The organism is Microbacterium sp. X-17 (assembly GCF_039615055.1).
In genome coordinates, this window is sequence record NZ_JBDHNI010000001.1 from 874,836 (window position 1) to 898,458 (window position 23,623).

General features: G+C 68.6%; 19 protein-coding genes. 16 read left to right on the forward strand and 3 right to left on the reverse strand.

All coding sequences use genetic code 11. The features are described 5' to 3' along the window. Positions 1 to 27: 27 nt before the first annotated feature. The 6 genes from ABCS02_RS04295 to ABCS02_RS04320 all read left to right on the forward strand — a co-directional run bounded on the left by ABCS02_RS04295 (position 28) and on the right by ABCS02_RS04320 (position 8,398). Complete coding sequence (locus tag ABCS02_RS04295; protein ID WP_345834360.1) at positions 28 to 2,520, forward strand: ribonucleoside-diphosphate reductase subunit alpha; 2,493 nt, start codon at positions 28 to 30, stop codon at positions 2,518 to 2,520. Positions 2,521 to 2,624: 104 nt separating this feature from the next. Then, positions 2,625 to 3,614, forward strand: coding sequence for a ribonucleotide-diphosphate reductase subunit beta (locus ABCS02_RS04300; protein WP_345834361.1), 990 nt, complete (start codon positions 2,625 to 2,627; stop codon positions 3,612 to 3,614). 7 nt (positions 3,615 to 3,621) lie between these two features. Beyond that, a complete protein-coding gene (locus ABCS02_RS04305) occupies positions 3,622 to 4,494 on the forward strand; it encodes a sulfurtransferase (protein WP_345835165.1) in 873 nt (290 codons plus the stop codon). 51 nt (positions 4,495 to 4,545) lie between these two features. Continuing rightward, entirely contained in the window at positions 4,546 to 5,568 is a 1,023-nt protein-coding gene (locus tag ABCS02_RS04310) for a cysteine synthase family protein (RefSeq protein ID WP_345834362.1), read from the forward strand. A 66-nt stretch (positions 5,569 to 5,634) separates the two neighbouring features. Continuing rightward, positions 5,635 to 6,936 carry an NtaA/DmoA family FMN-dependent monooxygenase gene (locus tag ABCS02_RS04315; protein ID WP_345834363.1) on the forward strand — a complete coding sequence of 434 codons (1,302 nt, stop codon included), beginning with the start codon at positions 5,635 to 5,637 and terminating at the stop codon, positions 6,934 to 6,936. A gap of 1 nt (position 6,937) precedes the next feature. Further along, entirely contained in the window at positions 6,938 to 8,398 is a 1,461-nt protein-coding gene (locus ABCS02_RS04320; RefSeq protein ID WP_345834364.1) for an aromatic amino acid ammonia-lyase, read from the forward strand. A 107-nt stretch (positions 8,399 to 8,505) separates the two neighbouring features. Here the strand turns inward: ABCS02_RS04320 and ABCS02_RS04325 are convergent, their stop codons facing one another. Next, a complete protein-coding gene (locus ABCS02_RS04325; protein ID WP_345834365.1) occupies positions 8,506 to 9,015 on the reverse strand; it encodes a GNAT family N-acetyltransferase in 510 nt (169 codons plus the stop codon). Between the two features lie 219 nt (positions 9,016 to 9,234). Between ABCS02_RS04325 and ABCS02_RS04330 the strand changes: the two genes are divergently transcribed. The 7 genes from ABCS02_RS04330 (at position 9,235) to ABCS02_RS04360 (ending at position 16,440) form a co-directional block, all read left to right on the forward strand. After that, positions 9,235 to 10,137 (forward strand): ABC transporter substrate-binding protein, encoded by a 903-nt coding sequence (locus ABCS02_RS04330; RefSeq protein ID WP_345834366.1) that lies wholly within the window; start codon positions 9,235 to 9,237, stop codon positions 10,135 to 10,137. A 2-nt stretch (positions 10,138 to 10,139) separates the two neighbouring features. Next, positions 10,140 to 11,126 carry an amino acid ABC transporter permease gene (locus tag ABCS02_RS04335; protein ID WP_345834367.1) on the forward strand — a complete coding sequence of 329 codons (987 nt, stop codon included), beginning with the start codon at positions 10,140 to 10,142 and terminating at the stop codon, positions 11,124 to 11,126. Positions 11,127 to 11,173: 47 nt separating this feature from the next. After that, positions 11,174 to 11,926 carry an amino acid ABC transporter ATP-binding protein gene (locus tag ABCS02_RS04340; RefSeq protein ID WP_179609265.1) on the forward strand — a complete coding sequence of 251 codons (753 nt, stop codon included), beginning with the start codon at positions 11,174 to 11,176 and terminating at the stop codon, positions 11,924 to 11,926. A gap of 307 nt (positions 11,927 to 12,233) precedes the next feature. Then, on the forward strand, positions 12,234 to 12,527 hold the full coding sequence (locus ABCS02_RS04345) for a hypothetical protein (protein WP_345834368.1): 294 nt from the start codon (positions 12,234 to 12,236) through the stop codon (positions 12,525 to 12,527). Positions 12,528 to 13,406: 879 nt separating this feature from the next. After that, on the forward strand, positions 13,407 to 14,192 hold the full coding sequence (locus tag ABCS02_RS04350; protein WP_345834369.1) for an ABC transporter ATP-binding protein: 786 nt from the start codon (positions 13,407 to 13,409) through the stop codon (positions 14,190 to 14,192). A gap of 83 nt (positions 14,193 to 14,275) precedes the next feature. Beyond that, complete coding sequence (locus ABCS02_RS04355; protein WP_345834370.1) at positions 14,276 to 15,640, forward strand: hypothetical protein; 1,365 nt, start codon at positions 14,276 to 14,278, stop codon at positions 15,638 to 15,640. A 20-nt stretch (positions 15,641 to 15,660) separates the two neighbouring features. After that, positions 15,661 to 16,440 (forward strand): SDR family oxidoreductase, encoded by a 780-nt coding sequence (locus ABCS02_RS04360; protein WP_345834371.1) that lies wholly within the window; start codon positions 15,661 to 15,663, stop codon positions 16,438 to 16,440. Positions 16,441 to 16,523: 83 nt separating this feature from the next. Here the strand turns inward: ABCS02_RS04360 and hrpA are convergent, their stop codons facing one another. After that, a complete protein-coding gene (hrpA, locus tag ABCS02_RS04365) occupies positions 16,524 to 20,387 on the reverse strand; it encodes an ATP-dependent RNA helicase HrpA (protein ID WP_345834372.1) in 3,864 nt (1,287 codons plus the stop codon). An 86-nt stretch (positions 20,388 to 20,473) separates the two neighbouring features. Here hrpA and ABCS02_RS04370 point away from each other — a divergent pair, with 86 nt between their 5' ends. From ABCS02_RS04370 to ABCS02_RS04380, 3 genes are all read left to right on the forward strand, one after another. Further along, on the forward strand, positions 20,474 to 21,097 hold the full coding sequence (locus tag ABCS02_RS04370) for a hypothetical protein (RefSeq protein WP_345834373.1): 624 nt from the start codon (positions 20,474 to 20,476) through the stop codon (positions 21,095 to 21,097). A 5-nt stretch (positions 21,098 to 21,102) separates the two neighbouring features. Beyond that, positions 21,103 to 21,393 (forward strand): transcriptional regulator, encoded by a 291-nt coding sequence (locus ABCS02_RS04375; protein WP_345834374.1) that lies wholly within the window; start codon positions 21,103 to 21,105, stop codon positions 21,391 to 21,393. A 196-nt stretch (positions 21,394 to 21,589) separates the two neighbouring features. Next, positions 21,590 to 23,158 carry a long-chain fatty acid--CoA ligase gene (locus tag ABCS02_RS04380; protein WP_345834375.1) on the forward strand — a complete coding sequence of 523 codons (1,569 nt, stop codon included), beginning with the start codon at positions 21,590 to 21,592 and terminating at the stop codon, positions 23,156 to 23,158. Here the strand turns inward: ABCS02_RS04380 and ABCS02_RS04385 are convergent. After that, positions 23,155 to 23,565 carry a hypothetical protein gene (locus tag ABCS02_RS04385; RefSeq protein WP_345834376.1) on the reverse strand — a complete coding sequence of 137 codons (411 nt, stop codon included), beginning with the start codon at positions 23,563 to 23,565 and terminating at the stop codon, positions 23,155 to 23,157. The genes ABCS02_RS04380 and ABCS02_RS04385 overlap by 4 nt on opposite strands. Positions 23,566 to 23,623 lie beyond the last annotated feature (58 nt).

A 23,623-nucleotide genomic window follows, 5' to 3' on the forward strand; every position in this document is an offset into this window, starting at 1 on the left:
CCGTTGAGGTAATCAGAGGGAGAGATAGTGGCTATCACAGTTGTGAAGCGGAACGGCGAGCGCGAGCCGTACGACGCCAACAAGATCAACCTGGCCATCGAGCACGCGGCCGCCGGTCTGGACGAGAACATCACCTGGGTGACCCAGATCGCGAGCGAGCTGGAGCTGACCCTGTTCGACGGGATCACCACCCAGCAGCTGGACGAGGCGGTCATCCAGGTCGCCCTCCAGAACGTCAAGGACGACCCGGCGTTCGACACCGTCGCCGCACGCCTCCTCCTCAAGACGATCTACAAGCGCGTCCTCGGCGACTACGAGACCCTCGACGAGCTCACCGAGCTGCACACCTCCCACTTCCGCGGCTACATCGAGCGCGGCGTCGCCGAGACCCTCCTCGACTCCCGCTTCACGACCCTCTTCGACCTCGACCGCCTCGCGGGCTTCCTCGACCCGTCGCGCGACGAGCTGCTCAAGTACATCGGTGTCGTCACCCTCAACAACCGCTACGGCATCAAGGCGCGCAACGGCGACTCCCTGGAGGTCCCGCAGTACTTCTGGATGCGCATCGCCATGGGCCTCTCCCTCAACGAGGCCGACCCGACCGCGCACGCCCTCGCGTTCTACGACAAGATGTCCAACCTGGAGTACCTGGCCGCCGGCTCCACGCTGGTCAACGCGGGCACCGCGTACCCGCAGCTCTCCAACTGCTTCGTCATGGAGATGCAGGACGACATCGAGCACATCGCCAAGTCGGTGCGCGACGTCATGTGGCTCACCAAGGGCACCGGCGGCATCGGCCTCGCGGTCACCAAGCTGCGCGCCCAGGGCTCGCCCATCCGCTCCAACAACACCACCTCCACCGGCCCGATCCCGTTCATGCACACGATCGACTCGGTGCTGCGCGCGGTGAGCCGCGGCGGCAAGAAGTTCGGCGCGCTGTGCTTCTACATGGAGAACTGGCACCTCGACTTCCCGGAGTTCCTCGACCTCCGCCAGAACTCCGGCGACCCGTACCGCCGCACCCGCACCGCCAACACCGCCGTGTGGATCAGCGACGAGTTCATGAAGCGCGTCCAGAACGACGAGGACTGGTACCTCTTCGACCCGCTGGAGGTCGCCGACCTCAACGAGCTGTACGGCAAGGCCTTCTCGGAGCGCTACGCGGAGTACGTCGCCAAGGCCGAGTCCGGCGAGCTGCGCATGTTCAAGAAGATCAGCGCCCGCTCGCAGTTCAAGGACATCCTGATGAGCCTGCAGACCACCAGCCACCCGTGGCTGACCTGGAAGGACACCATCAACAACCGCGCCCTCAACAACAACACAGGCACGATCCACCTCTCCAACCTCTGCACCGAGATCACGCTGCCGCAGGACCGCGACAACGTCTCCGTCTGCAACCTGGCCTCCATCAACCTGTCGCGTCACCTCGTCGACGGAAAGATGGACTGGGAGCGCATCGAGGCGAGCGCCCGCCAGGCCGTCCGCCAGCTCGACAACCTGATCGACATCACGGTGTCCAGCGTCGACGAGGCCGACTTCTCCAACCAGCAGAACCGCGCGATCGGCCTCGGTGTGATGGGCTTCACCGACATCGTGGAGCGCCTCGGCTTCAGCTACGAGAGCGAGGAGGCGTACGCCCTGATCGACGAGATCATGGAGCACGTCTCGTACGCGGCCATCGACGAGAGTGCCGACCTGGCCCAGGAGCGCGGTGCATACCCGAACTTCGAGGGCTCGCGCTGGTCGAAGGGCCTGGTGCCCTACGACTCGATCGCGCTGACGGAGGCCGACCGCGGCGTCCCGATCACGGTCGACCGCACCATCCGCCTCGACTGGGACCGCCTGCGCGAGAAGGTCAAGGGCGGCATGCGCAACGCCACCCTGATGGCCATCGCGCCGACGGCCTCCATCGGCCTGGTCGCCGGCACCACGCCGGGCTTCGACCCGCAGTTCTCGCAGATCTTCAGCCGGTCGACCTCCTCGGGCAAGTTCCTGGAGGTCAACCGCAACCTGGTCGAGACGCTGCAGGAGCGCGGCATCTGGCAGGACGTCCGCGAGGCGATCCTGCGCTCGCAGGGCGACATCCAGGGCATCGCGGCGATCCCGGACGAGGTCAAGGCCACGTTCAAGACCAGCTTCCAGCTCTCGCCGTACGCCTTCATCGAGGTCGCGGCCCGCGCACAGAAGTGGATCGACCAGGCGATCAGCCGCAACATGTACCTGGAGACGCGCGACCTCGGCGACATGATGGACATCTACTACGCCGCGTGGGAGAAGGGCGTCAAGACGACCTACTACCTGCACATGAAGCCGCGTCACCAGGCCGAGCAGTCGACCGTCAAGGTCAACAAGGCCGAGGAGATCTCGGGAGCCCGCAGCGGGTTCGCGACGGTCGGCGCGGGTGCGCCGGCTGCCGCTCCCGCCGTCACCGAGACCGCTCCGGCGGCCGCTCCCGCCCGTCGCGGGTTCGGCTTCGGCGGCCTCACCTCCAACACCCCGGCTGGCGGTGAGAGCAAGTGAACAGCACCAAGATCGAGGAGTACTACGTGCCGGTCGACCCGATGGACGACCTGCAGTGCGAGTCCTGCCAGTAAGCCCGCGAGACAGATAGAGAAGAGACGAAGATGGGCATCCTGGGAACGGGAATCGAGGAGGGCCTGCTCCTCAAGCCGGTGAAGTACCAGTGGGCGATGGACCTCTACGACCAGGCCGTCGCGAACACCTGGTTCCCCAACGAGATCCAGCTCGGCGAGGACATCGCCGACTTCAAGCGGATGACCGACGAGGAACGTCACGCGGTCACCTTCCTGATGAGCTACTTCAACCCGAACGAGCTCCTGGTGAACAAGGCGCTGGCCTTCGGCGTGTACCCCTACATCAATGCGGCCGAGGCGCACCTCTACCTCGCCAAGCAGATGTGGGAGGAGGCCAACCACTGCATGTCGTTCGAGTACGTCCTGGAGACGTTCCCGATCGACCGCGAGCAGGCCTACAACTCGCACGTCGACATCCCGTCGATGGCGCGCAAGGAGGAGTTCGAGGTCGGCTTCATCAAGCGGATGACCGAGCAGACGCTCGACATCACGACGACCGAGGGCAAGCAGGACTTCATCCGCAACCTCGTGGCGTACAACGTCATCCTCGAGGGCATCTGGTTCTACTCCGGCTTCATGGTGGCGCTGTCGTTCCGTCAGCGGAACCTGTTGCGCAATTTCGGCTCGCTCATCGACTGGGTGGTGCGCGACGAGTCGCTGCACCTCAAGTTCGGCATCAACCTCATCCTGACGGTGCTGGAGGAGAACCCCGACCTGCAGACGCCGGAGTTCGCGAACGAGATCCGCCAGATGATCCTGGACGCCGTGGAGATGGAGGAGCAGTACAACCGCGACCTCCTGCCCGGCGGCATCCTGGGCCTGAACGCCAACTACATCAACCAGTACGTCCGCTACCTGGCCGACCGCCGCCTGGAGGAGCTGGGCTTCGAGGCCGAGTACAAGGTCTCCAACCCGGCCAAGTGGATGGCGACCGCCAACGACACGCTCGAACTGGTCAACTTCTTCGAGTCGACCAACACCTCGTACGAGTCGAACGCGAAGGCGTCGAGCGGACACTGAGATGACCATGCGGAACTCTCCGCTGATCACTGCCGCCGCGCTGGACGCCGCCTCAGGGACCGAGTCCCTGTGGAGCGGCGCCGGCCGGCGGCGGTCGACGTTGCGGGTACTCGATGTGCGCTGGAAGCTCGGCGGCCCTCCCGGGGCCGAGGAGTTCGCGAAGGGGCACATTCCCGGAGCGGTATACGTCGACCTGGACACCGAGCTGGCCGGGCACGGCGTGCCGACGGACGGCCGCCACCCGCTGCCGGACATCGAGGCGTTCCAGGCGGCCGCGCGCCGTTGGGGGGTGAACGACGGGGACAGCGTGGTGGTGTACGACGACGTCTCGGGCACCTCGGCCGCCCGGCTCTGGTGGCTGCTGCGCCATGCCGGCTTCGAGGACGTGCGTGTGCTCGACGGCGGGCTGTCCGCCTGGGTCGCGTTCGGAGGCGGCCTCGACACGAGCAGCTCCGCTCCCGTTCCCGGTACGGTGCAGCTCGCGTACGGGAGCCTCCCGACGCTCGACGCGGACGCCTCGGCCGCGCTTGCGGCGAGCGGCGTGCTGCTCGACGTGCGCGCCGGCGAGCGGTTCCGCGGCGAGGTCGAGCCGATCGACCCGCGCGCGGGGCACATCCCCGGCGCCGTGAGCGCGCCGACCGCCGACACCATCGGGCCGGAGGGGCGGATGCTGGGCCCCGAGCAGCTCGCCGCGCGGTTCGCCGCGCTCGGCGTCACCTCCGGCACCCCCGCGGGCGTCTACTGCGGCTCCGGGGTGACCGCCGCGCACGCCGCCCTCGCGATGGAGGCCGCAGGCCTGCCGGTGCCTGCGCTGTATCCCGGCTCGTTCTCCGCCTGGTCCAACGACCCGGCCCGTCCGGTCGCGGTGGGCGCCGCGTAATACGTCGAAACAGCCCGTGCGCTTCCCAGCGCACGGGCCTATCGTTCCTCCATGACCGCGCTCGATCTGATCCCCTCCTCCGCCCCCGGGAACCTCCCGCTGGGCGAGGTGTGCGACTCGGCGGCGGCACTCATCGGCAACACCCCGATCGTCGAGCTGCACTCGCTCCCGTCCGGGCTCGACGTGCGGGTCCTGGTCAAGCTGGAGGGCCGCAACCCCGGAGGCTCGTCCAAGGACCGCATCGCGCTCAACATGATCCGCACCGCGGAGGCGGCCGGCGCGCTCGCCCCCGGCGGCACGATCGTGGAGGCCACCAGCGGCAACACCGGGATCGGCCTGGCGCTGATCGGCCGGCTCACCGGTCATCCCGTCGTCATCGTCCACGCCTCCGACATCTCCGACGAGAAACGCAAGGTCCTCGCGGCCTACGGCGCCCGCCTGGTGGAGGCTGACTGGGAGGCCGGGCCCGACGACCCCGCCAACCCGCGCGCGGTCGCCGACCGGATCGCCGCCGAGACCCCCGGCTCCTGGCGTCCCGCCCAGTTCGCGAACACCGCCAACCCCGAGGCCCACTACCGCGGCACCGGGCCGGAGATCTGGCGGCAGACCGCGGGCCGGGTCACGCATTTCGTGGCCGCCATCGGCACTGGCGGCACCGTGAGCGGCACCGGCCGCTACCTCAAGGAGGTCAGCGGCGGCGCCGTCGAGGTGCACGGCGCCAACCCGGCCGGCTCGACCTACGACGGGGGAGCGGCCGGCCGCATCCTTGTCGACGGCGTCGGCACCGCGTGGCCGCGCGAGTTCTGGCCGCAGACCTTCGACCCGGGGGTGGTGGACGAGGTGCACACGGTCGAGGATGGTGTGGTCTACCGCACGCTCCGCCGGCTCGCCGCCGAGGAGGCGCTGCTGCTCGGACCGTCGTCGGCGCTGGCCGTCGCGGCGGCCCTGCGGGTGGCGCGGGAGGCGCGGCCCGGATCGGTCATCGTGGCGATCGCCCCGGACGGCGGCACCAACTACCTGACCAAGGCGTACGACGCGGACTGGCTGACCGCCGCGGGCGTCGGCGTCGACTGACACCGCGGAACTCGACCGCCACCACACGACTCGGCCGGACCTCCGGCCACTGACAGCAGGGAACGCATGGCACTCCTCCACTTCGGCTGGTTCCTCGGCGCGGGTTTCGGCGTCCAGGGCTGGGGCGACCCCAGCTATGGCGTCGGCTACGACTGGAAGCAGCCGCCGATCTACCAGGACGCCGCGCGCGCCTTCGAGGGCGCCGGCTTCGACCTCTTCATCATCGAGGACGGCGTGGCCGTGCCCGACACCTACGGCGGCTCGGCGGAGGTCAACCTCGCCGCCGCGCGCTTCGTCCCGAAGCACGACCCGCTGCCGCTCGTGCCGTACCTGCTCGGGGCGACCTCCCGGCTCGGCGTGGTGCCGACCCTGAGCGCGAGCTTCTACGAGCCGTTCACCGCCGCGCGCCTGCTGAGCACGCTGCAGCACTTCGCGGGAGGCCGGCTCGGCTTCAACGTGGTGACCAGCGGCTCCGACCTCGCCGCGCAGAACTACGGCCTCGACAAGCAGGTCGAGCACGACCTCCGCTACGACCGCGCCGACGAGTGGGTGGACGTCGTCCGCAAGCTCTGGCGGAGCTGGGAGCCCGACGCGATCGTGGAGGACGTCGCGGGCGGCGTCTTCGCCGACTACCGCAAGGTGCACACCATCGATCACGAGGGCCGCTTCTTCCGCGTCCGCGGCCCGCTCAACACCGCGCCGGCGGCGGAGGACCCGGTGATGGTGCAGGCGGGCGCGTCCGGCCGCGGGCGGGACTTCGCCGGCAAGAACTCCGACGTGGTGCTGGCCCTCGCCTCCACCCCGGAGCGGATGCGCGAGTACCGCGACAGCATCCGCGAGGTCGCCGTGCAGCACGGCCGCCCGGCCGACGCCGTGAAGGTGCTGTTCGTCGTCCAGCCGATCCTGACCGCCAACGCCGAGGAGACCGCGAGCGTCCGCGCCGCGCGCGCCGAGCTGACGCAGGCGGCGATCGACGAGCAGCTCCAGTCGATCAGCTACCTGACCGGCGTCGACTTCAAGACCTTCGACCTGGACGCCCCGCTGCCGGACGTCACCACCAACAGCAACCGCGGCACTCTCGACAACTTCGTGTCGTCCGCTCCGGCGGGCTCCACCCTGCGCGAGATCCTGCAGACCCGCGCGAAGAAGGACGGCCTGGCCATCATCGGCACGGCCGACGAGGTCGCCGACCACCTGGGCGAGCTGGGGGAGGCCGTCGGCGGCGACGGGTTCCTCTTCACCGGCCAGGTGCACCCGGCCCACGTCCATCGCACGCTCGACCCGCTGGTGCCTGCCCTGCGGCGGCGCGGCCTCCTGCGCACCGAGCTGGGCGACGGCGGCCTGCGGCAGAACCTGGCCGACTTCTGACATGCGCGCTGTCCGGTTCGGCGCGCAGCCTCCGACCGTCTCCGACATCGTGGCGGTCGCCGAGGGCGCTCCGGTCGAGCTCGACGCCGACGCCCGGGGGACGCTGGCGGCCTCCCGCGCCGTGGTCGACCGCGCGATCGAGTCGGGCGAGCCGGTCTACGGCCTGAACCGCCGGCTCGGCGCCGGACGGGACGACGCGGTGGAGGCCGGCGAACTGGCGGCCTTCCAGCGCCGCACCATCGCGAACCACCGCGGTGGCGTCGGCGAACCGCTCACCGAGACCGAGGCGCGCGCGGTGGTCGCCGCCCGGCTCGCCGGCTTCACGCGCGGGGGAGCGGGCGTGCGTCCCGAGCTGGCCGACGCGTACGCCGCGCTGCTCAACGCGGGCGTGACGCCGCGCATCCCGTCGCGCGGCTCGGTGGGGGCGGCGGACCTGACGGCGCTGGCGGAGGTGGCCGCCGTGGTCATCGGCACCGGCACGGTGCTGCGCGACGGAGGATCGGTCCCGGCCGAGGTCGCTCTCGCGGACGCCGGCCTCCACCCGATCGAGCTCGCACCGCACGAGGCGCTCGCCGCCCTCAGCGCCAACGCGCTGAGCGTCGGCGTCGGCTCGCTCGCCGCCGTCGCCGCCCGGGAGCTCACCGAGGCGGCCGACCAGGTCGTCGCCTTGTCGCTGGAGGCCGTCGCCGCCCACGGACCCGCGGGCAACCTCAGCCCGTACGCCGAGGCCGTGGCCGACGCGCGCGGCGGCGAGGGCCAGCGCGCATCTGCCCGGGCGATCCGCGCGGCCTTGGACGGAAGTGCCCTGGAGGCGGAGGACCGCGCGGTCAGTGTGCAGGACCCGCTCGCCTTCCGCACGGCGCCGCAGCTCCACGGCGCGCTGCGGGAGGCCGTCGGCCGGCTCCGCACCGAGCTGGAGGTGGAGCTCGCCGCGCGCTCGGAGAACCCGGTGGTCGACCTCCCGAGCGGGCGGCTGGTGTCCGGCGGCAACTTCCAGGCGCTGCCGCTGGCGCTCGCACTGGAGAACCTGCGGGTGGCGCTCGCGCACGTCGCGGAGGCGTCCGAGCGCCGCAGCGCCGCCCACTCGCTCGCGCTCGCGCCCGCCCGTCGGGACGGCCGCACCCGCGTCCCCGGCCTCCTTCTCTACGCCGCGGCCGACGCCGTGGCCGAGGTGCGCCAGCTCGCCGCGCCCGCGACCCTCGGCAGCTCGACGCTGTCCGGGGTGGAGGACCACGCCACCTACGCGCCTCTCGCGCTCCGCCTCCTGCAGCGCTCCCTCGCGCTGACCGGAGAGGTGCTGGCGATCGAGGCGCTGCACGCCGCCGACCTGCTCGGTGTCCTGGACGCGACGCCCACCGGCGCGGGCACCGCCCCGTTCGCGGCGGCGCTCACCGGCGCCCTCGGCGCGGCGCCGTCCGCCGACGCGCTCGTGCGCAGCACCGAGCACCTCCTCCTCGGCTGACGCCCCACACATTCGTGCCAAATGGTGCCTCTCGCGCCGCTGATCGCGCCATTCGTGCCAAACGGTGATCACGCCACTCGTGCCAAATGGCGGCTCTGGCGGCGGCGCTAGAGATCCTTGCGGAAGCCGAGGTACGAGACCGCTTCCCAGTCGCCGTCGAGGTCGAACAGCGGCGAGTAGCCGAGCGAGATGTAGAGGGCGACCGCCTCGGGCTGGCGGGCGCCCGTGGTCAGCACGATCGTGCCGATGCCGCGCCGCGCCGCCTCCGCCTCCAGCTCGCTCATCACCCGGCGGGCGAGCCCCTGCCGGCGGAACCCGGAGTGCGTCCAGACCCGCTTGACCTCGACGGTGGCGTCGTCCTCCCGCATGAACGCGCCGCCCGCGACCGGGGTGCCGTCCGCGTCCACCAGCAGCAGGAAGGTGCCGCCCTCCTCCGCCGTGAAGCGCTCAGCGGGATAGCGCAACAGCTCCGCCGAGGAGGGGATGCCGTCGTTGAATCCGTAGCGTTCGTCGTACTCGCGGGAGAGCTCCTCGACCAGCGGGGCGGCGAGGGGATCGTCGGGGCGGGTGACGACCACGCGAGCCGTCGCGGCGAGGCCGGATTGCGGTTGGATCACAGCCCGACCCTAGCGCGGCCGGGCGCGCCGCGCGCATTCGATGTCACCGGGGGTCGCAAACAACGGAATCACGCAAAGAAAGACGAAATCTCTGCGAAACTTGCAGGAAAACTGGCGTTTCACGCGCGATTTAGTATGCGTATAACACGTGGGGCCTAGGGTATTCTCCCCTTACCCCTCCCTGCACACCCTGCCCCAGGAAGAAGGACAACTACCATCATGCGCATCCGTTCCGTGGCCCCCGTGGCCGCCCTCGCCGCCGTGGCAGCGCTCGCGCTGTCCGGCTGTGTCGACAACTCCACCCCTTCGTCGAGCGGCTCAGCGTCGAGCGCCGCGTTCGACGTGAAGAAGGACGACACCCTGGCCAACAGCGTTCCCTCGAAGATCAAGTCCGCCGGTGTCCTCACCGTCGGCATGGACGACACGTACCCGCCGAACGAGTACAAGGACGACAACGGCAACCCCGCCGGCTGGGAGGTCGACTTCACCAACGCGATCGGCCAGAAGCTCGGTCTCAAGATCAACTACGCGATCGCCAAGTTCGACAACATCATCCCGAGCATCACCGGAGGCAAGGACGACTTCGGGATGTCCTCGTTCACCGACACGGTGGAGCGCGAGAAGCAGGTCGACTTCATCAACTACTACACCGCCGGTATCTCTTGGGCCTCGGCCAAGGGCAAGACTGTGGACCCGGACAACGCATGCGGACTCAAGGTCGCGGTGCAGTCGACAACCGTCGAGGACACTCAGGAAGTGCCGGACAAGTCCAAGGCGTGCACCGACAAGGGCAAGGCGGCTATTCAGGTCTTGCGCTACGACAATCAGGACGACGCGACCAACGCCGTCATCCTCGGCAAGGCGGACGCACTGAGCGCGGACTCGCCGGTCACCGCATATGCGATCTCGAAGTCCAGCGGGAAGCTCCAGGCGGCCGGCAAGACCTTCGACGTCGCGCCCTACGGCATCCCGGTCGCCAAGAACTCCGACCTGACGCCGGTGCTGCAGAAGGCGGTCCAGGCGCTGATGGACGACGGCACCTACAAGAAGATCCTCGACAAGTGGGGCGTCGGCGATGGCGGCGCCACCAAGGCCGAGCTCAACGCCGCGTCGAAGAGCTGACCATGTCACAGGGCAACACGGCCGGTCCGGCGACGGGAGCAGTCCCGTCGCCGGCCGGCGCCCCGCCGTCCGAGCCGATCAAGGCGATCAAGCTCCGCCACCCGTGGCGGATCGTGTTCGCGGTCGTGCTCATCCTGCTGTTCGTCTGGTTCATCGTCGACGCCTCGCAGCGCTCCGCCTACGGCTGGCAGTACGTCGGCAAGTACGTCTTCGACAAGCGCATCAGTGCTGCTGCGCTCGTGACCCTCCAGCTGACGATCTACTCGATGGTCATCGGCGTCATCCTGGGCCTCGTGCTGGCCGTGATGCGGCTCTCGCCGAACCCGGTGGTCAAATCCGTCGCCTGGCTCTACCTCTGGGTCTTCCGCGGCACCCCGGTCTACGTGCAGCTCGTGTTCTGGGGCCTGTTCTCGCTTATCTACCCGCACATCTTCCTCGGTGTGCCGTGGACGCAGATGGGCGTGACGCTCGACCTCGGCTTCATGCAGAACGCATTCATCATCGCGATCGTGGGCCTCGCGCTCAACGAGGCCGCGTACATGGCGGAGATCGTGCGCGCCGGGCTCCTCTCGGTCGACAGCGGCCAGGAGGAAGCTGCGACGGCCCTCGGCATGTCGTGGTGGCAGACGATGACCCGCATCGTCATCCCGCAGGCCATGCGCGTGATCATCCCGCCGACCGGCAACGAGGTCATCTCGATGCTGAAGACCACCTCGCTGGTCGCGGCGATCCCGCTCACCACCGACCTCTACGGTGTCGCGCGCGACATCTCCGCGGTCACCTACACGCCGATCCCGCTGCTGATCGTCGCCTCGCTGTGGTACCTGCTGTTCACCTCGATCCTGATGGTGGGCCAGTACTTCCTCGAGAAGCGGTTCTCGCGCGGCGTCAACATGCGCCGGCCGGACAACAAGGAGCCTGCGCTCGCCACGGGCGCGCTTCCGGCCGCCGGCGCACCCGACGGAAATGACCTGGGAGGCAAGGGATGACCGACGCGACGACACGGGACACCACCGCGCGGGCCGGCGTGACGCCGATGGTCCTGGCAGAGGGCGTCTCCAAGAGCTTCGGCTCGAACGAGGTGCTCAAGTCCATCTCGCTGTCCGTGCGGCCAGGCGAGGTGCTCTGCATCATCGGCCCGTCCGGCTCAGGCAAGTCCACCTTCCTGCGCTGCATCAACCACCTGGAGCGCGTGGACGCCGGCCGGCTGTCGGTCGACGGCCAGGTGGTCGGCTACCGGCAACACGGCGACAAGCTCTACGAGCTGAAGCCGAAGGAGGCCTCCCGCCAGCGCCGCGAGATCGGCATGGTGTTCCAGCGCTTCAACCTGTTCCCGCACATGACGGCGCTGGAGAACATCATCGAGGCGCCGATCCGGGTCAAGGGACTGCCGAAGGCGCGGGCCGTGGAGCGGGCGAACGAGCTGCTCGTGCGCGTCGGCCTCGCGGACAAGGGCGACCACTACCCGTCGCAGCTCTCCGGCGGCCAGCAGCAGCGCGTGGCGATCGCCCGCGCGCTGGCGATGGACCCCAAGCTGATGCTGTTCGACGAGCCGACCTCCGCGCTCGACCCCGAGCTGGTCGGCGAGGTGCTCGACGTCATGAAGGGCCTGGCGGCCTCCGGCATGACGATGGTCGTCGTCACCCACGAGATGGGCTTCGCCCGCGAGGTCGCGGACGAGCTGGTCTTCATGGACGGCGGCGTCGTCGTGGAGTCCGGCGACCCGCGCGAGGTGCTGGCGAACCCGCAGCACCAGCGCACGCAGGCCTTCCTGTCGAAGGTGCTGTAGCCCCGGGCCGGATCTGGGAGCTCGCGGAGCGGGCGTCGTAACCGTCTGACAATTGTCGGACGCATGCGACGCCCGCTTCTTCGTTTTTTCGTGCCTGCGGCGTCGGCTCGAAATTGCTTTGTAGGACCCTGTTGCGCGGGGAGGGAAGATCAGATAGAAATAAACATATCAATTTAAGAGGCCAAGAACGCGTCCTAGATTATCAGGTTTAGATGTTTGTACCCGACGATAATTCCCAACATCCTTATGGCCGGTTGGGAATCGGAGCCGCATCCGCGGCTGTGTCACCAGAGAAAGGAGAGTGAGCGTGGCTCTTATTGCAACCACACTCGCCCCCGTCAAGCAGCCCAGTGCTCTTGTCGGATGGATGAAGAACGTCACTGCTCAAGCGGTCGTGACGGCCGCCGAAGCTAGGGGAGATGTCGTTCGTCGGAACGACATCGTTCAATTCATCCTCGTCGCTGCCCTCATCGTGCTGCTGGCGCTTGGTGCGACTGTCGTCATCGGAGCGATTGCGATGTGCGCTGCCAACGGTGGAGTGATGGACGCGGTCGTCAGTATGGACCCGTGGACCTTCAAGATCTACTGCCACAAGCTGTAGCTCGCGCGATAGCCGTGGTTCCCAAGTAACAGCCGAGCAGGAGAGCAAATGTCTAGTCGTGATTCAGCCGTGAGTCGTGGTTCCCTAATGGTCTTCTTGGCCTCAAGCATCGGATTTGTCCTGGCGTTCGTTCTCGGGGGAGTGGCCTTGCTTCTTCTGTGGTTCGACGCTTTTGTTCGGGGCATGAATGAGTCTGTGGGATCGAGCATCGCCGGAATCATGACAGTCGCCGCGGACGACGACGGGGTGAGCTCAACGTTTGAGCCCGGCGCGTTTGCTCTCCTGTTTGGCCTTGCGCTCGCAGGCGCGATGGTCGGGTGTGCATTCGGATTGGTACTGACCAAACGACGAGCATCGACGTGAGGCCCCGTGCCCTCGGCGGAATCTCCACCGAGCACTCGCTCTGGCCATTCCGGGCCGCGCTCGCCGTCTCCTGGAGGGTATGCCTGTCGGCGTCCGCCCTCCTAGCCCTTCCGCTCGCAGGTGCATTATGGGTGGCGAGCTTGTTGGGCGATTTCGAAGCCGGTATCTCGATTGCTGTTGCGCTCGCCTGTTATCCGGTGAGCCTCTATCTGCACGAACTTGGCCACCTGTGTGGAGTGCGATGGCTCGCACCCCACACGGCATCGGCTGTGACGCTTAACGGGACATGGGGACGTGCGCGGATTGAAAGGCCCTCGGCTGGGACGTTGGGTGATGCGTGTATATCGATCGTCGGACCCATTGCAGGACTGTGGGCGATGATCCCGATCGCTTTCCTCCCTGGTGATCCTCTCTATCTCGTTCCGTGGGTACTTCTCTTCCACTCCCATCTGTTCGCGCTCACGCCGTGGAGTTCGGACGGCCGACAGATAATTCAGGCTTTCGTGAGGAGCCCCAGTGACCTTGATTGTTGACCAGGTGAGCAAGACGTATGGCAAGAAGGCCGTGCTCACAGACGTGAGTTTCGCCGTAGAAGAGGGCTCCGTCGTTGGCCTGTTGGGACCGAACGGGTCAGGGAAGAGCTCGACTCTTCATGTCATTGCGGGGCTCACCAAGCCGTCGGCGGGCAGCGTCTTCATCGATTCGCGAAGTGGTCAGAAGCGTCACCTTCACGCCATCGGGTTCTGTCCCGACGATCTGCCTCAGCCGGAACTCCTCACGGCACAGGAGTATCTCGATCTGATGCAGGGCATCCGGGGCATCAGAGTCAGCGACGACATCATCTGGATGCTCTTGAGCGGATTTCGGCTTCAGGACCATCGTGACGAGTTGATCGGTTCCTTCAGCCACGGGATGAAGCGCAAACTGCAAGTGGTGGGTGCGCTTCTCCACCTGCCGAGCATTCTCATCCTCGATGAGCCGTTCCGCGGCCTTGACCCTGAGTCAAGTGCGATCATGCACCAGCTCATCACGGGTTACGTCGATCACGGGAACGCCGTCCTGATCTCCACCCATGACCTGGCGCTGGCAGAAAGGCTCTGCAATCGAGTCGTGGTACTTGAAGGCGGCCGGGTTTTGCACTCCGGCACCACTCCCGAGGTGGTCGCGGTTCATGGACGTAAGACGCTTGAGGAGTCGTTCCTCACGCTGACCGGTCTGGATATGGTTGTCGAAGACTCGGTCGGGCTTTTCTTCGAAGGCCTAGGCGAGCTCCGCTCTGCACACCTACGCGAGGCGTCGTGAGGATAGCAGCGTTCCCGATCTTTCGAGCTACGGTCCAGTCGACTCGGGCGTCGCTGAGAAGCGCGGTCGGCGGAGGCTGGGCTGTGGCCGGGATGCTCGTTCTGGGTGCGGCGATTGCAGTGGGCATGAATGTGGTCGTCTTCAGAACGTTGCACCAAATGGCCGGCGCCCTGGTCGAATCCTCGTCGTCACTGCCACAGGCTCAGCGTGAGGCCTTGCTGTCGAACATGTTGTCTAGTGTCATGCTTCTGGGGGCCATAATCGCCTTAGTCTTCGGCGCACTCATCCCGCACCGTTCGAACGTATCGCTAGTGGCACGCGTAGGCGGGGCCTCCCGGTTCTCCATCGGCGTGAGCGAAATGCTCGCCCAATATCTGATAGCAGCGACGACCATCGTCGCCACCCAGTCCGGAATCGTCGCATTTGTCTCGTCGGCCACGCCAGTGCCGGCAATCACCGGGAGCGTGGCAGCGCTGACAGCTCTCACCTTCGCCGCTCTTGCTCTGTCGCTGAAGGCGTGTCTGCGGTTAGTCATGCGGTTGGTCGGACTCGGTGATGAACTGTCGAACTTGGCCTCTCTTCTCATTGCTCTGACCGTTGTGCTCGCGCTGTTGGGCAACCTGTTGATGACCGCGTTCGATAACCAGGTGTCGAGCATTCGACGGATGCTCGACGTGTTATGGCTCGGCGCGACGGTCCCCAGCACGGTCTCGGCGCTTCTCACGGCGTTGGCGATCCTGATTCTGGCGCTCGCCGGTTCGATCGTCTTGGGCGCGTGGGGTTCCAATCGGGTTGCCTTCGCTCATGCGAAAGCACTCCTCCCTTCTAGCCCTGCTGCCGCTCCGGGAAGGATCACGGCCTTCGCGAAGAGAGAGCTGCTGCTGGTCCTGCGTCAGCCTGTCAGTCAGATTTCGTACATTTGCCTCCTGCTTCTCATTGTCGCGATGGTCGTCGCGGCTCGTGTCGGCTGGCTCCCCTTCGGACCCACCTCTTATCTGTTCGCGTTTCTCTGTGCCCTGGGCGGTGAACTCGCGTATGGCAGGACCCAGGCGTTTCATTGGATCTATCGCAGCGCGGATTATCCAATTCGGGTGGTTTTGCTCGTCAAATTCGGAGCGATTCTCGTCGTTCAAGGGTTCGTACTGGTTGCGAGCCTCGCGGCAGCTAGTCCCGGAGGCGTGCTGGTGTCCACGCTCCCCAGAGCCGTGCTGCTGTTCGTTTCGCTCTCAGCTATGACGTTCTTTTGCGGTGTGCTGGTGCCGATTAGCGAAGCAGCTCCCTACAGCATGATCGGTACGACAGTCCTAGTGCTTGGTTTGGATATCGGCTTGGTGCTTGTCGACTCGACAATCGGCGAGATGCACGTGGCAGCTGTGCTTCTTCATCTCTGTGTGGTCGCGGCTGCGCTAGGGGGCGCGATCGCGGTAGTTCAAAAGCGGGCGTCGTGACCGTCTGACACAATCGTCGGATGGACCACGACGCCCGCTCCTCCCGTCCCGTCGTCTTCATCACCGGGGCGAGCCGGCCGAACTCGATCGGCGCGGCGATCGCCCGAAACCTGGCGTCGCTCGGCTGGGATGTCGCCTTCGCGTTCTGGGACGACTACGACGCGTCGATGCCGTGGGGCGCCGAGGAGCGCGGCCACGACGCGTTCGCGGACGAACTGCGGGCCTTCGGCGTCCGGGCCCTCCCCGTCGCCGTCGACCTCTCCCACCCCGAGGCGCCCGCGGGCGCGATCGAGCGGGTCCGCGCCGGACTCGGGCCGATCCAGGCGCTCGTCGCCAGCCACGCGCACTCGGTCGACAGCGGCCTGCTCGACACCAGCGTGGAGGCGTTCGATCGGCACTTCGCGGTGAACACCCGCGGCACCTGGCTGCTGATCCGCGCGTTCGCCGAGCAGCTCCCGGGGGAGCCCGGCACCGGGCGCATCGTCGCGCTCACCAGCGACCACACCGCGCACAACCTCCCGTACGGCGCGAGCAAGGGCGCGCTCGACCGCATCGTGATCGCGGCTGCCGTGGAGCTAGCGCACCTCGGCATCACCGCCAACCTCATCAACCCGGGCCCGATCGACACCGGATGGATGACCCCCGGCCTCGCCGAGACGCTCGCCGCCGAGACCGCCCTCGGACGCCTCGGCCGCCCGCAGGACACCGCCGACCTGGTCGCGTTCCTCCTGTCGCCGTCCGGCGGCTGGATCAACGGCCAGCTCCTCCACTCCAACGGCGGCTTCCACCTCCCCGTGTAGCCCCGCCGGCTATCAATTCCGGAGTTGTGTACGCCTCTCAGCGGCGTGTTGCGTCCACAACTCCGGAACGGATTGCGTCGGGGTCAGCCGGCGAGGACCTTGCGGATGCGTTGGAGGGAGACCGTCTCGGCGGTGCCCAGCGACTGCGCGAACAGGGAGACGCGGAACTCCTCCAGCATCCAGCGGGCGTGCACCAGGTTCTCCGGGGCGTGCGCGGCGGGCGGGATGCGGCCGCCGGCCTCCGTGTAGAGCGCGGTCGCCGTCTCCACCTGGGTCTGCCAGGCGCGGTCGCGGCCCGGGTTGGTCGGCAGCGCCTGCATGCGCTGGGTGATCCCGTTCAGGTAGCGGGGGAGGTGCTTGAGCTGGTCCAGGCCCGTCGCCGAGACGAACCCGGGATAGACGAGCCCCGCGAGCTGCGTCTTGGCGTCGTTGAGCGACGGGAGGTACGCCAGCGCCGTCGTCCCGCCGATCGCCTTCTCGGCCGCGCGCGCCGCGGTCAGGGTCCGCGTGACGAGCGCGACCGTCTCGAACATCGAGTCCATCACGACCCCGGACACCCGGTCCCGCACCGCCTCGAACTCGGCGCGCATGAAGAGCTGGCCGTCCGGCTTCATCCGGTACAGCACCGAGTCGATCACCGCGAGGAGGCAGTCGTCGAACAGCGCCTTCGTGTTCGGGTAGGGGCTCGCCGCCAGCGTCAGCTTCTCGTTGGCGGTCAGGTGCTGCTGCACGTACGCGACCGGCGACGGGATGCTCGCCAGCAGCAGCCTCCGGACGCCGCCGGGCAGCGCACGGGCCTGCTCGGTCGGGGTCGACATCAGCCGGATGCTGACGCTCGCGCCGTCGTCCACCAGCGCGGGGTAGGCGCGGATGGTGTTGACCGTGCCGCCCGGCCCCTTCTGCGTCGTGTCGAGGTGACGGGGGAGCTCGTCCAGGTCCCAGCTGGTGAGGCCGGAGCGCTCGATGGCGTCGGGCGTGCGCGCCTCCGCGACGCGCGCCACCGAGTCGCGGGCGCGCGAGCGCAGTCGCTCCTGCAGCGCCATCAGGTCCTTGCCGCTCGCGAGCGGGCGGCCGCGCTCGCCGAGCACCTGGAAGGTCGGCCGCAGGTGCGCGGGCAGCCGCTCCAGGTCGAAGTCCGCTCCGGTGACGCGCGAGCCGGTCTGCCGCGAGATGGTGGCGGCGAGCGTGTCGGCGAGGGAGGCCGCGGGGCGGCGTCCGTCGTGGGCGTCCATCCCGGCCGCGCCGGACAGCTCGCCGAGCAGGCGATTCGCCCAGTCGGCGGCGGGGACGACCTGGCGGCGGATCGCCTTCGGCAGCGACTTGATCATGGCGGTCACGAGGTCCTGGCGGAGGCCGGGAACCTGCCAGTCGAAGCCGTCCGGCACCAGCCCGGCGAGCAGCGGCAGCGGCACCTGCACGGTCACGCCGTCGTCCTCCGCGCCCGGCTCGAAGCGGTAGCGGAGGGTGAGCCGCTGGTCGCCCTGGCGCCAGACCGGCGGGAAGGCCTCCTCGTCGATCCCGGCCGCGTCGTCCTCGAGCAGCGCTTCCGGGGTCATCGTCAGGAGGTCGGGCGTCTCGGTGCGCGCCTTCTTCCACCAGCCCTCGAACGAGCGCGTGGACACCACATCGGCCGGGATGCGCGCGTCGTAGAACTCGAACACCGCTTCGTCGTCGTTGAGGATGTCGCGGCGGCGGGTGCGCTCCTCCAGCTCGCGCAATTCGGCGAGCAGCTTGCGGTTGGCGCGGTCGAACGCCTGCCGCGAGTCCCACTCGCCGTCAACCAGCGCGTGCCGGATGAACAGCTCGCGGGACAGCTCGGCGTCGATCCGCGCGTACTGCACGCGGCGGCGCGGGATGATCGGGACGCCGTACAGCGTGACGCGCTCGTACGCGACGACCGCGCCCTGGCTCTTCTCCCAGTGCGGCTCGCTGTACTGCCGCTTGCACAGGTCGCCCGCGATCGGCTCGGCCCAGGCCGGGTCGACGGCCGCGTTCATCCGCGCGAACAGCCGGGAGGTCTCCACGAGCTCTGCGGACATGATCGCGTTCGGCTGCTTCTTGGCGAGGGCCGAGCCGGGGAAGATCACGAACCGCGTCTGCCGCGCGCCGAGGTACTCGGACTGGCGCTGGCCGCGCGCGGAGCCCTTGTTGCCGGACTCCCTGATGTCTTTGAGGCCGAGGTGCGACAGCAGCCCCGCGAGCAGCGAGCGGTGGATGCCGTCGGGGTTGATCGACGGCTCGCCGATGGTCAGCTCCAGCGGCCGGGCGAGCTGGCGGAGCTGCCGGTAGACGTCCTGCCACTCCCGCACGCGCAGGAAGTTGAGGTACTCGGCCTTGCACAGCCTCCGGAACGCGCTGGAGGACAGCTCGCGCTGCTGCTCCTCCAGGTAGTTCCAGAGGTTGAGCAGGGTGAGGAAGTCACTGGTCGGGTCCACGAAGCGCGCGTGGTTCTCGTCGGCGCTGCCGCGCTTCTCCACCGGGCGCTCGCGGACGTCCTGGATCGTGAGGCCGGCGACGATCGCCATGACCTCCCGGGAGGTGTTGTGCCGCTTCGACTCCACGACCATGCGGGCGAAGCGCGGGTCGATCGGGAGGCGGGCGAGCTGGCTCCCGACCTTCGTCAGCTCGATGCCGCCGGAGCGGGTGGAGGTGCGGGTGGCGCCCAGCTCGGCCAGCAGGTCGAGCCCGTCCTTGATGCCGCGCGAGTCCGGCGGCGTCAGGAACGGGAACGCGGCGATGTCGCCGAGCCCGAGCGAGATCATCTGCAGGATGACGGCCGCGAGGTTGGTGCGCAGGATCTCCGGCTCGGTGAACTCCGGACGCTTCTCGAAGTCCTCCTGCGAGTACAGCCGGATCGCGATGCCGTCGCTGGTGCGGCCCGACCGGCCGGAGCGCTGGTTGGCGCTCGCCTGCGAGATGGCTTCGATCGGGAGGCGCTGCACCTTGGCGCGCGTGGAGTAGCGGCTGATGCGGGCGGTGCCGGCGTCCACCACGTACTTGATGCCGGGCACGGTGAGGCTGGTCTCGGCGACGTTGGTCGCGAGCACCACGCGCCGCCGGACGCCGGGCATGGTGGAGGGCTGGAAGACGCGGTGCTGCTCGGCCGAGGACAGCCTCCCGTACAGCGGCAGCACCTCGGTGCCCGGGAGGTTGCGGCCGCGGATCGCGTCGGCGGCATCCCGGATCTCGTTCTCGCCGGAGAGGAACACGAGCACGTCGCCGGCCGCCTCGCGGGCCAGCTCGTCGAGGGCGTCGTTGATGCCCTGGAGGTAGTCGCGGTCGGCTGCGGGGACGGGATCCGGGTCGTCCTCGTCGGCCTCCAGCGCCTCGGCGACCAGCGGCCGGTAGCGCAGCTCCACCGGGTAGGTGCGGCCGGAGACCTCCACGATCGGGGCCGGCGTGCCGTCCGCGGCGGCGAAGTGCGCGGCGAAGCTCTCCGGGTCGATGGTGGCGGAGGTGATGATCACCTTCAGGTCCGGACGCTTCGGCAGCAGCTCGCGCAGGTAGCCGAGCAGGAAGTCGATGTTGAGGCTGCGCTCGTGCGCCTCATCGATGATGATCGTGTCGTAGGCGCGCAGCAGCCGGTCGCGGTGGATCTCGTTGAGCAGGATGCCGTCGGTCATCAGCTTGATCCGGGTCGCGGCGGACACCCGGTCGGTGAAGCGCACCTGGTATCCGACGAGCTCCCCGACGCTCTGGCCCAGCTCCTCCGCGATGCGCTCGGCGATCGTGCGCGCCGCGAGTCGGCGCGGCTGGGTGTGGCCGATGCTCTCGCGGCCCAGTTCGAGGCAGATCTTCGGCAGCTGCGTGGTCTTGCCCGAGCCGGTCTCGCCGGCCACGATCACGACCTGGTTCTCGCGGATCGCGCGCGCGATGTCGTCCCGCTTCTGGCTGACGGGCAGCTCGGGCGGGAAGACGATGCGGGGGAGGGCGACCGGTGCGGACATGAGCCCTCCAGTCTATCCGTTCGGAGGACATCCACAGCTTCACAAAACTGTTGTGCGCGCAGAGTGCTTTGTGTTACAAAGCAGGCATGAACGAGAACACGCCCGGCGACGCGCGGGAGATGCTGGACCTCATCGACGGCCAGCAGCGTCGTGTCAGCCGCGAATACCGCATCCCCGTCGTCTGGCTGTACACCGTGTGGGCGGTGGCCTGGCTGGTCGGCTTCCTCGCCCTCTACCTGGCGCAGCTCAGCGTGTTCGACCCGGTCGCCGGCGGCGTCGTCTTCGGTGCGCTGATCGCCGGTTCGATCGTCGCCTCCGCGGTGATCGGCTCGCGAATCGGCCGGGGCGTGCGCGGCGACTCGCAGTTCGCCGGCGCGGTCTACGGCGTCTCCTGGACCGTGTGCTCGGTGGCGTTCGCGCTGCTCGGCATCGGGATGATCGCACAGGGCCTCGCCGGCGACTTCGCCGGGCTGTACTTCCCGAGCGCGTACGCGCTGATGTGCGGCACCCTCTACCTCGCCGGCGCGGCGCTGTGGCACGACCGGCTGCAGCTCGTGCTCGGGCTCGCCCTGCTGGCGGTGGGCGCGGCGGCGCCGTTCCTGGGCCTCGGGCCGAACCTGCTGCTCATGGCCGTCGCGGGCGGCGTGATCTTCGGGGCGGGCGCGACCGTCACCCTCCGCACGCTGGGCTCCGTGAGCCCTCGGCGGTGACCGGCGTGGACGAACTCGACCCGGTCATCCACGCCGCCGCCCGCCTGAGGATCACCGCGACCCTCGCGACCGTCCCCGACGGCGGAAGCATGTCGTTCCCGCGCCTCCAGGAGCTGCTCGACCTCACGGCGGGCAACCTGGCGACGCACCTGCGCAAGCTGGAGGACGCCGGCTACGTGGAGGTCGAGAAGACCCACCGCGGCCGCGTCCCGGTCACCTACCTCGCGCTCACCACGACCGGCCGCCGCGCGTTCGAGGACTACACCGCCGCGCTCCGGTCCATCCTCGGGGCGTGACCCCGCGCCCGCCATCCCGCCATCGAAGGGCACGTCGTTGTCACTTTTGGGCGCCGAAAGCGACAACGACGTGCCCCTCGGCAGCGGTTCGGGCGCCGGGGAGACGCGCGAACTGGGCATTGTGGGCGCGTGCACCGTGACGTAGGTTTCCCTCAACCCGACCGGGTCACGTCACCGTCGACGAAGGAGCCCCGCCATGCCCCACGGCTACGCCACCATGTCCGTCGCCAGCATCCTGGCCGAGACCGCGCACCGGATGCCCGACAACGTGGCGTTGATCTTCAACGGCCAGGAGATCGCCTACCGCGACCTCTGGGACCAGACCCGACGCTACGCGGGAGCCCTGCGCGACCTCGGCGTCGGGCCGGGCGACCGGGTGGCGCTGATGATCCCGAACGTGCCCGACTTCCCGCGCGCCTACTACGCCGTGCTGGCCCTGGGCGCGGTCGTCGTCCCCATCCACGCGCTGCTCAAGGCGGCCGAGATCGAGTACGTGCTGCAGGACTCCGGCTCGACGCTGCTGATCTGCGCGGCGCCGCTGCTGGCCGAGGGTGCGAAGGGCGCGGCGCTCGCCGGAGTAGGCACGCTCTCGGTGCTGGTGCCCGACGACATGGTCGAGCAGCTCCCGTTCCCGCGGCTGGAGGAGGCCGCGGCCGGCACCGAGCCGATCGACACGTACGTGCCGCGCGACCCGGTGGACACCGCGACCATCCTCTACACGAGCGGCACGACCGGCAAGCCGAAGGGTGCGGAAGGCTGCCACTTCTCGCTGGTGGAGCAGGTGAACGTCCTCCTCTCCGGCACGTTCGACTTCGAGCCGACCGACCGCGTGCTCGGCTGCCTCCCGCTGTTCCACACCTTCGGGCAGACCTGCGTGATGAACATGGGATTCCGCGCGGGCGCGGCCATCGTGCTCGTGCCGAAGTTCGACGGCGCGACGGCGCTGCAGCTGCTCAACGCGCACGCCTGCACGATCATGACCGGCGTTCCGACCATGTACATCGCGCTGCTGGAGGCCGCGAAGACCAACCCGGAGCGCCCGCCGCTGCGGTACGGCCTGAGCGGCGGCGCGGCCATCCCGGTCGCGGTCATCGAGCGGATGAAGGAGGTCTACGGCATCGACATCCACGAGGGCTACGGCCTCACCGAGACCTCACCCGTCGCCTCGTTCAATCACCGCGGCAAGCCGACGAGGGTCGGCACCGTCGGCCAGCCGATCTGGGGCGTCGACGTGGAGATCGCCGACCCGGAGGTGGACGACGCGATCCACCTGCTGGCGCGCGGCGAGCTCGGCGAGATCGTGATCCGCGGCCACAACCTGATGAAGGGCTACCTCAACCTCCCGGAGGCCAACGCGGAGGCAGTGGTGGACGGCTGGTTCCGCACCGGCGACCTCGGCACCAAGAGCGACGACGACTACATCACGATCGTGGACCGCAAGAAGGACATGATCGTCCGCAACGGCTACAACGTGTACCCGCGGGAGGTGGAGGAGGCGCTCTCCACGCATCCGTCCGTCGCACTGGTGGCGGTGTTCGGCGTCGCGCACGACACGCACGGCCAGGAGATCATGGCCGCGGTCACGCTGATGCCGGGCTCCGAGGCGACGGGGGAGGAGCTGGTCGTGTTCGCGCAGGAGCGGGTGGCGGCGTACAAGTACCCGCGGCGGGTGGAGATCCTGGAGACCCTCCCGCTCGGCCCGAGCGGCAAGGTGCTCAAGCGCGAGCTCGTCGCCCGCTTCGAGGAGCAGACCCCGGTCGCCTAGGGCGCGGTGTCGAGCAGCCGCAGCCGGTAGGACGAGTTGAGGTAGAACGCCGCGAGCAGCGCGTAGCTGATGCACGCGACCGCGGGCACGAACGAGTTCTCCGGCTTGCTCGCGAGCGCGCCGACACAGGAGATGAACGCCAGGACCGCGAGGATCCCGCCGAGCCAGAACCCCGCCGCCGGGCGCCCGGTCGCCCGCCACCAGGGCCGCGGGTCCTCGCGGTTCTCGCCCTCGCCGCGGAAGATGCGGGTGCCGACGATCACGTAGGCCACGTTGAGCACCGCGACGACCAGCACGTCGAGCGCCGCGTTGACGAGGCGGTCGATGATGAAGAAGTTGAGCGCCAGGATCAGGCCGAAGACGCCAACGACGTAGATGACCTTCCCCGTGATCGTCGTGATTCTCACGGTGCGAGCCTAGCCGCGATGGGCGCGGGCGCGGAGAGCCGGCCTCCGCGCCCGCGGC

Excerpts from the sequence above, each read along its gene's own strand:
- ABCS02_RS04300 (WP_345834361.1), top strand. The coding sequence starts at position 2,625 with ATGGGCATCCTGGGAACGGGAATCGAGGAGGGCCTGCTCCTCAAGCCG.
- ABCS02_RS04305 (WP_345835165.1), top strand. The coding sequence starts at position 3,622 with ATGCGGAACTCTCCGCTGATCACTGCCGCCGCGCTGGACGCCGCCTCA.
- ABCS02_RS04310 (WP_345834362.1), top strand. The coding sequence starts at position 4,546 with ATGACCGCGCTCGATCTGATCCCCTCCTCCGCCCCCGGGAACCTCCCG.
- ABCS02_RS04315 (WP_345834363.1), top strand. The coding sequence starts at position 5,635 with ATGGCACTCCTCCACTTCGGCTGGTTCCTCGGCGCGGGTTTCGGCGTC.
- ABCS02_RS04320 (WP_345834364.1), top strand. The coding sequence starts at position 6,938 with ATGCGCGCTGTCCGGTTCGGCGCGCAGCCTCCGACCGTCTCCGACATC.
- ABCS02_RS04330 (WP_345834366.1), top strand. The coding sequence starts at position 9,235 with ATGCGCATCCGTTCCGTGGCCCCCGTGGCCGCCCTCGCCGCCGTGGCA.
- ABCS02_RS04335 (WP_345834367.1), top strand. The coding sequence starts at position 10,140 with ATGTCACAGGGCAACACGGCCGGTCCGGCGACGGGAGCAGTCCCGTCG.
- ABCS02_RS04340 (WP_179609265.1), top strand. The coding sequence starts at position 11,174 with ATGGTCCTGGCAGAGGGCGTCTCCAAGAGCTTCGGCTCGAACGAGGTG.
- ABCS02_RS04360 (WP_345834371.1), top strand. The coding sequence starts at position 15,661 with ATGGACCACGACGCCCGCTCCTCCCGTCCCGTCGTCTTCATCACCGGG.
- hrpA (WP_345834372.1), bottom strand. The coding sequence starts at position 20,387 with ATGTCCGCACCGGTCGCCCTCCCCCGCATCGTCTTCCCGCCCGAGCTG.
- ABCS02_RS04370 (WP_345834373.1), top strand. The coding sequence starts at position 20,474 with ATGAACGAGAACACGCCCGGCGACGCGCGGGAGATGCTGGACCTCATC.
- ABCS02_RS04380 (WP_345834375.1), top strand. The coding sequence starts at position 21,590 with ATGCCCCACGGCTACGCCACCATGTCCGTCGCCAGCATCCTGGCCGAG.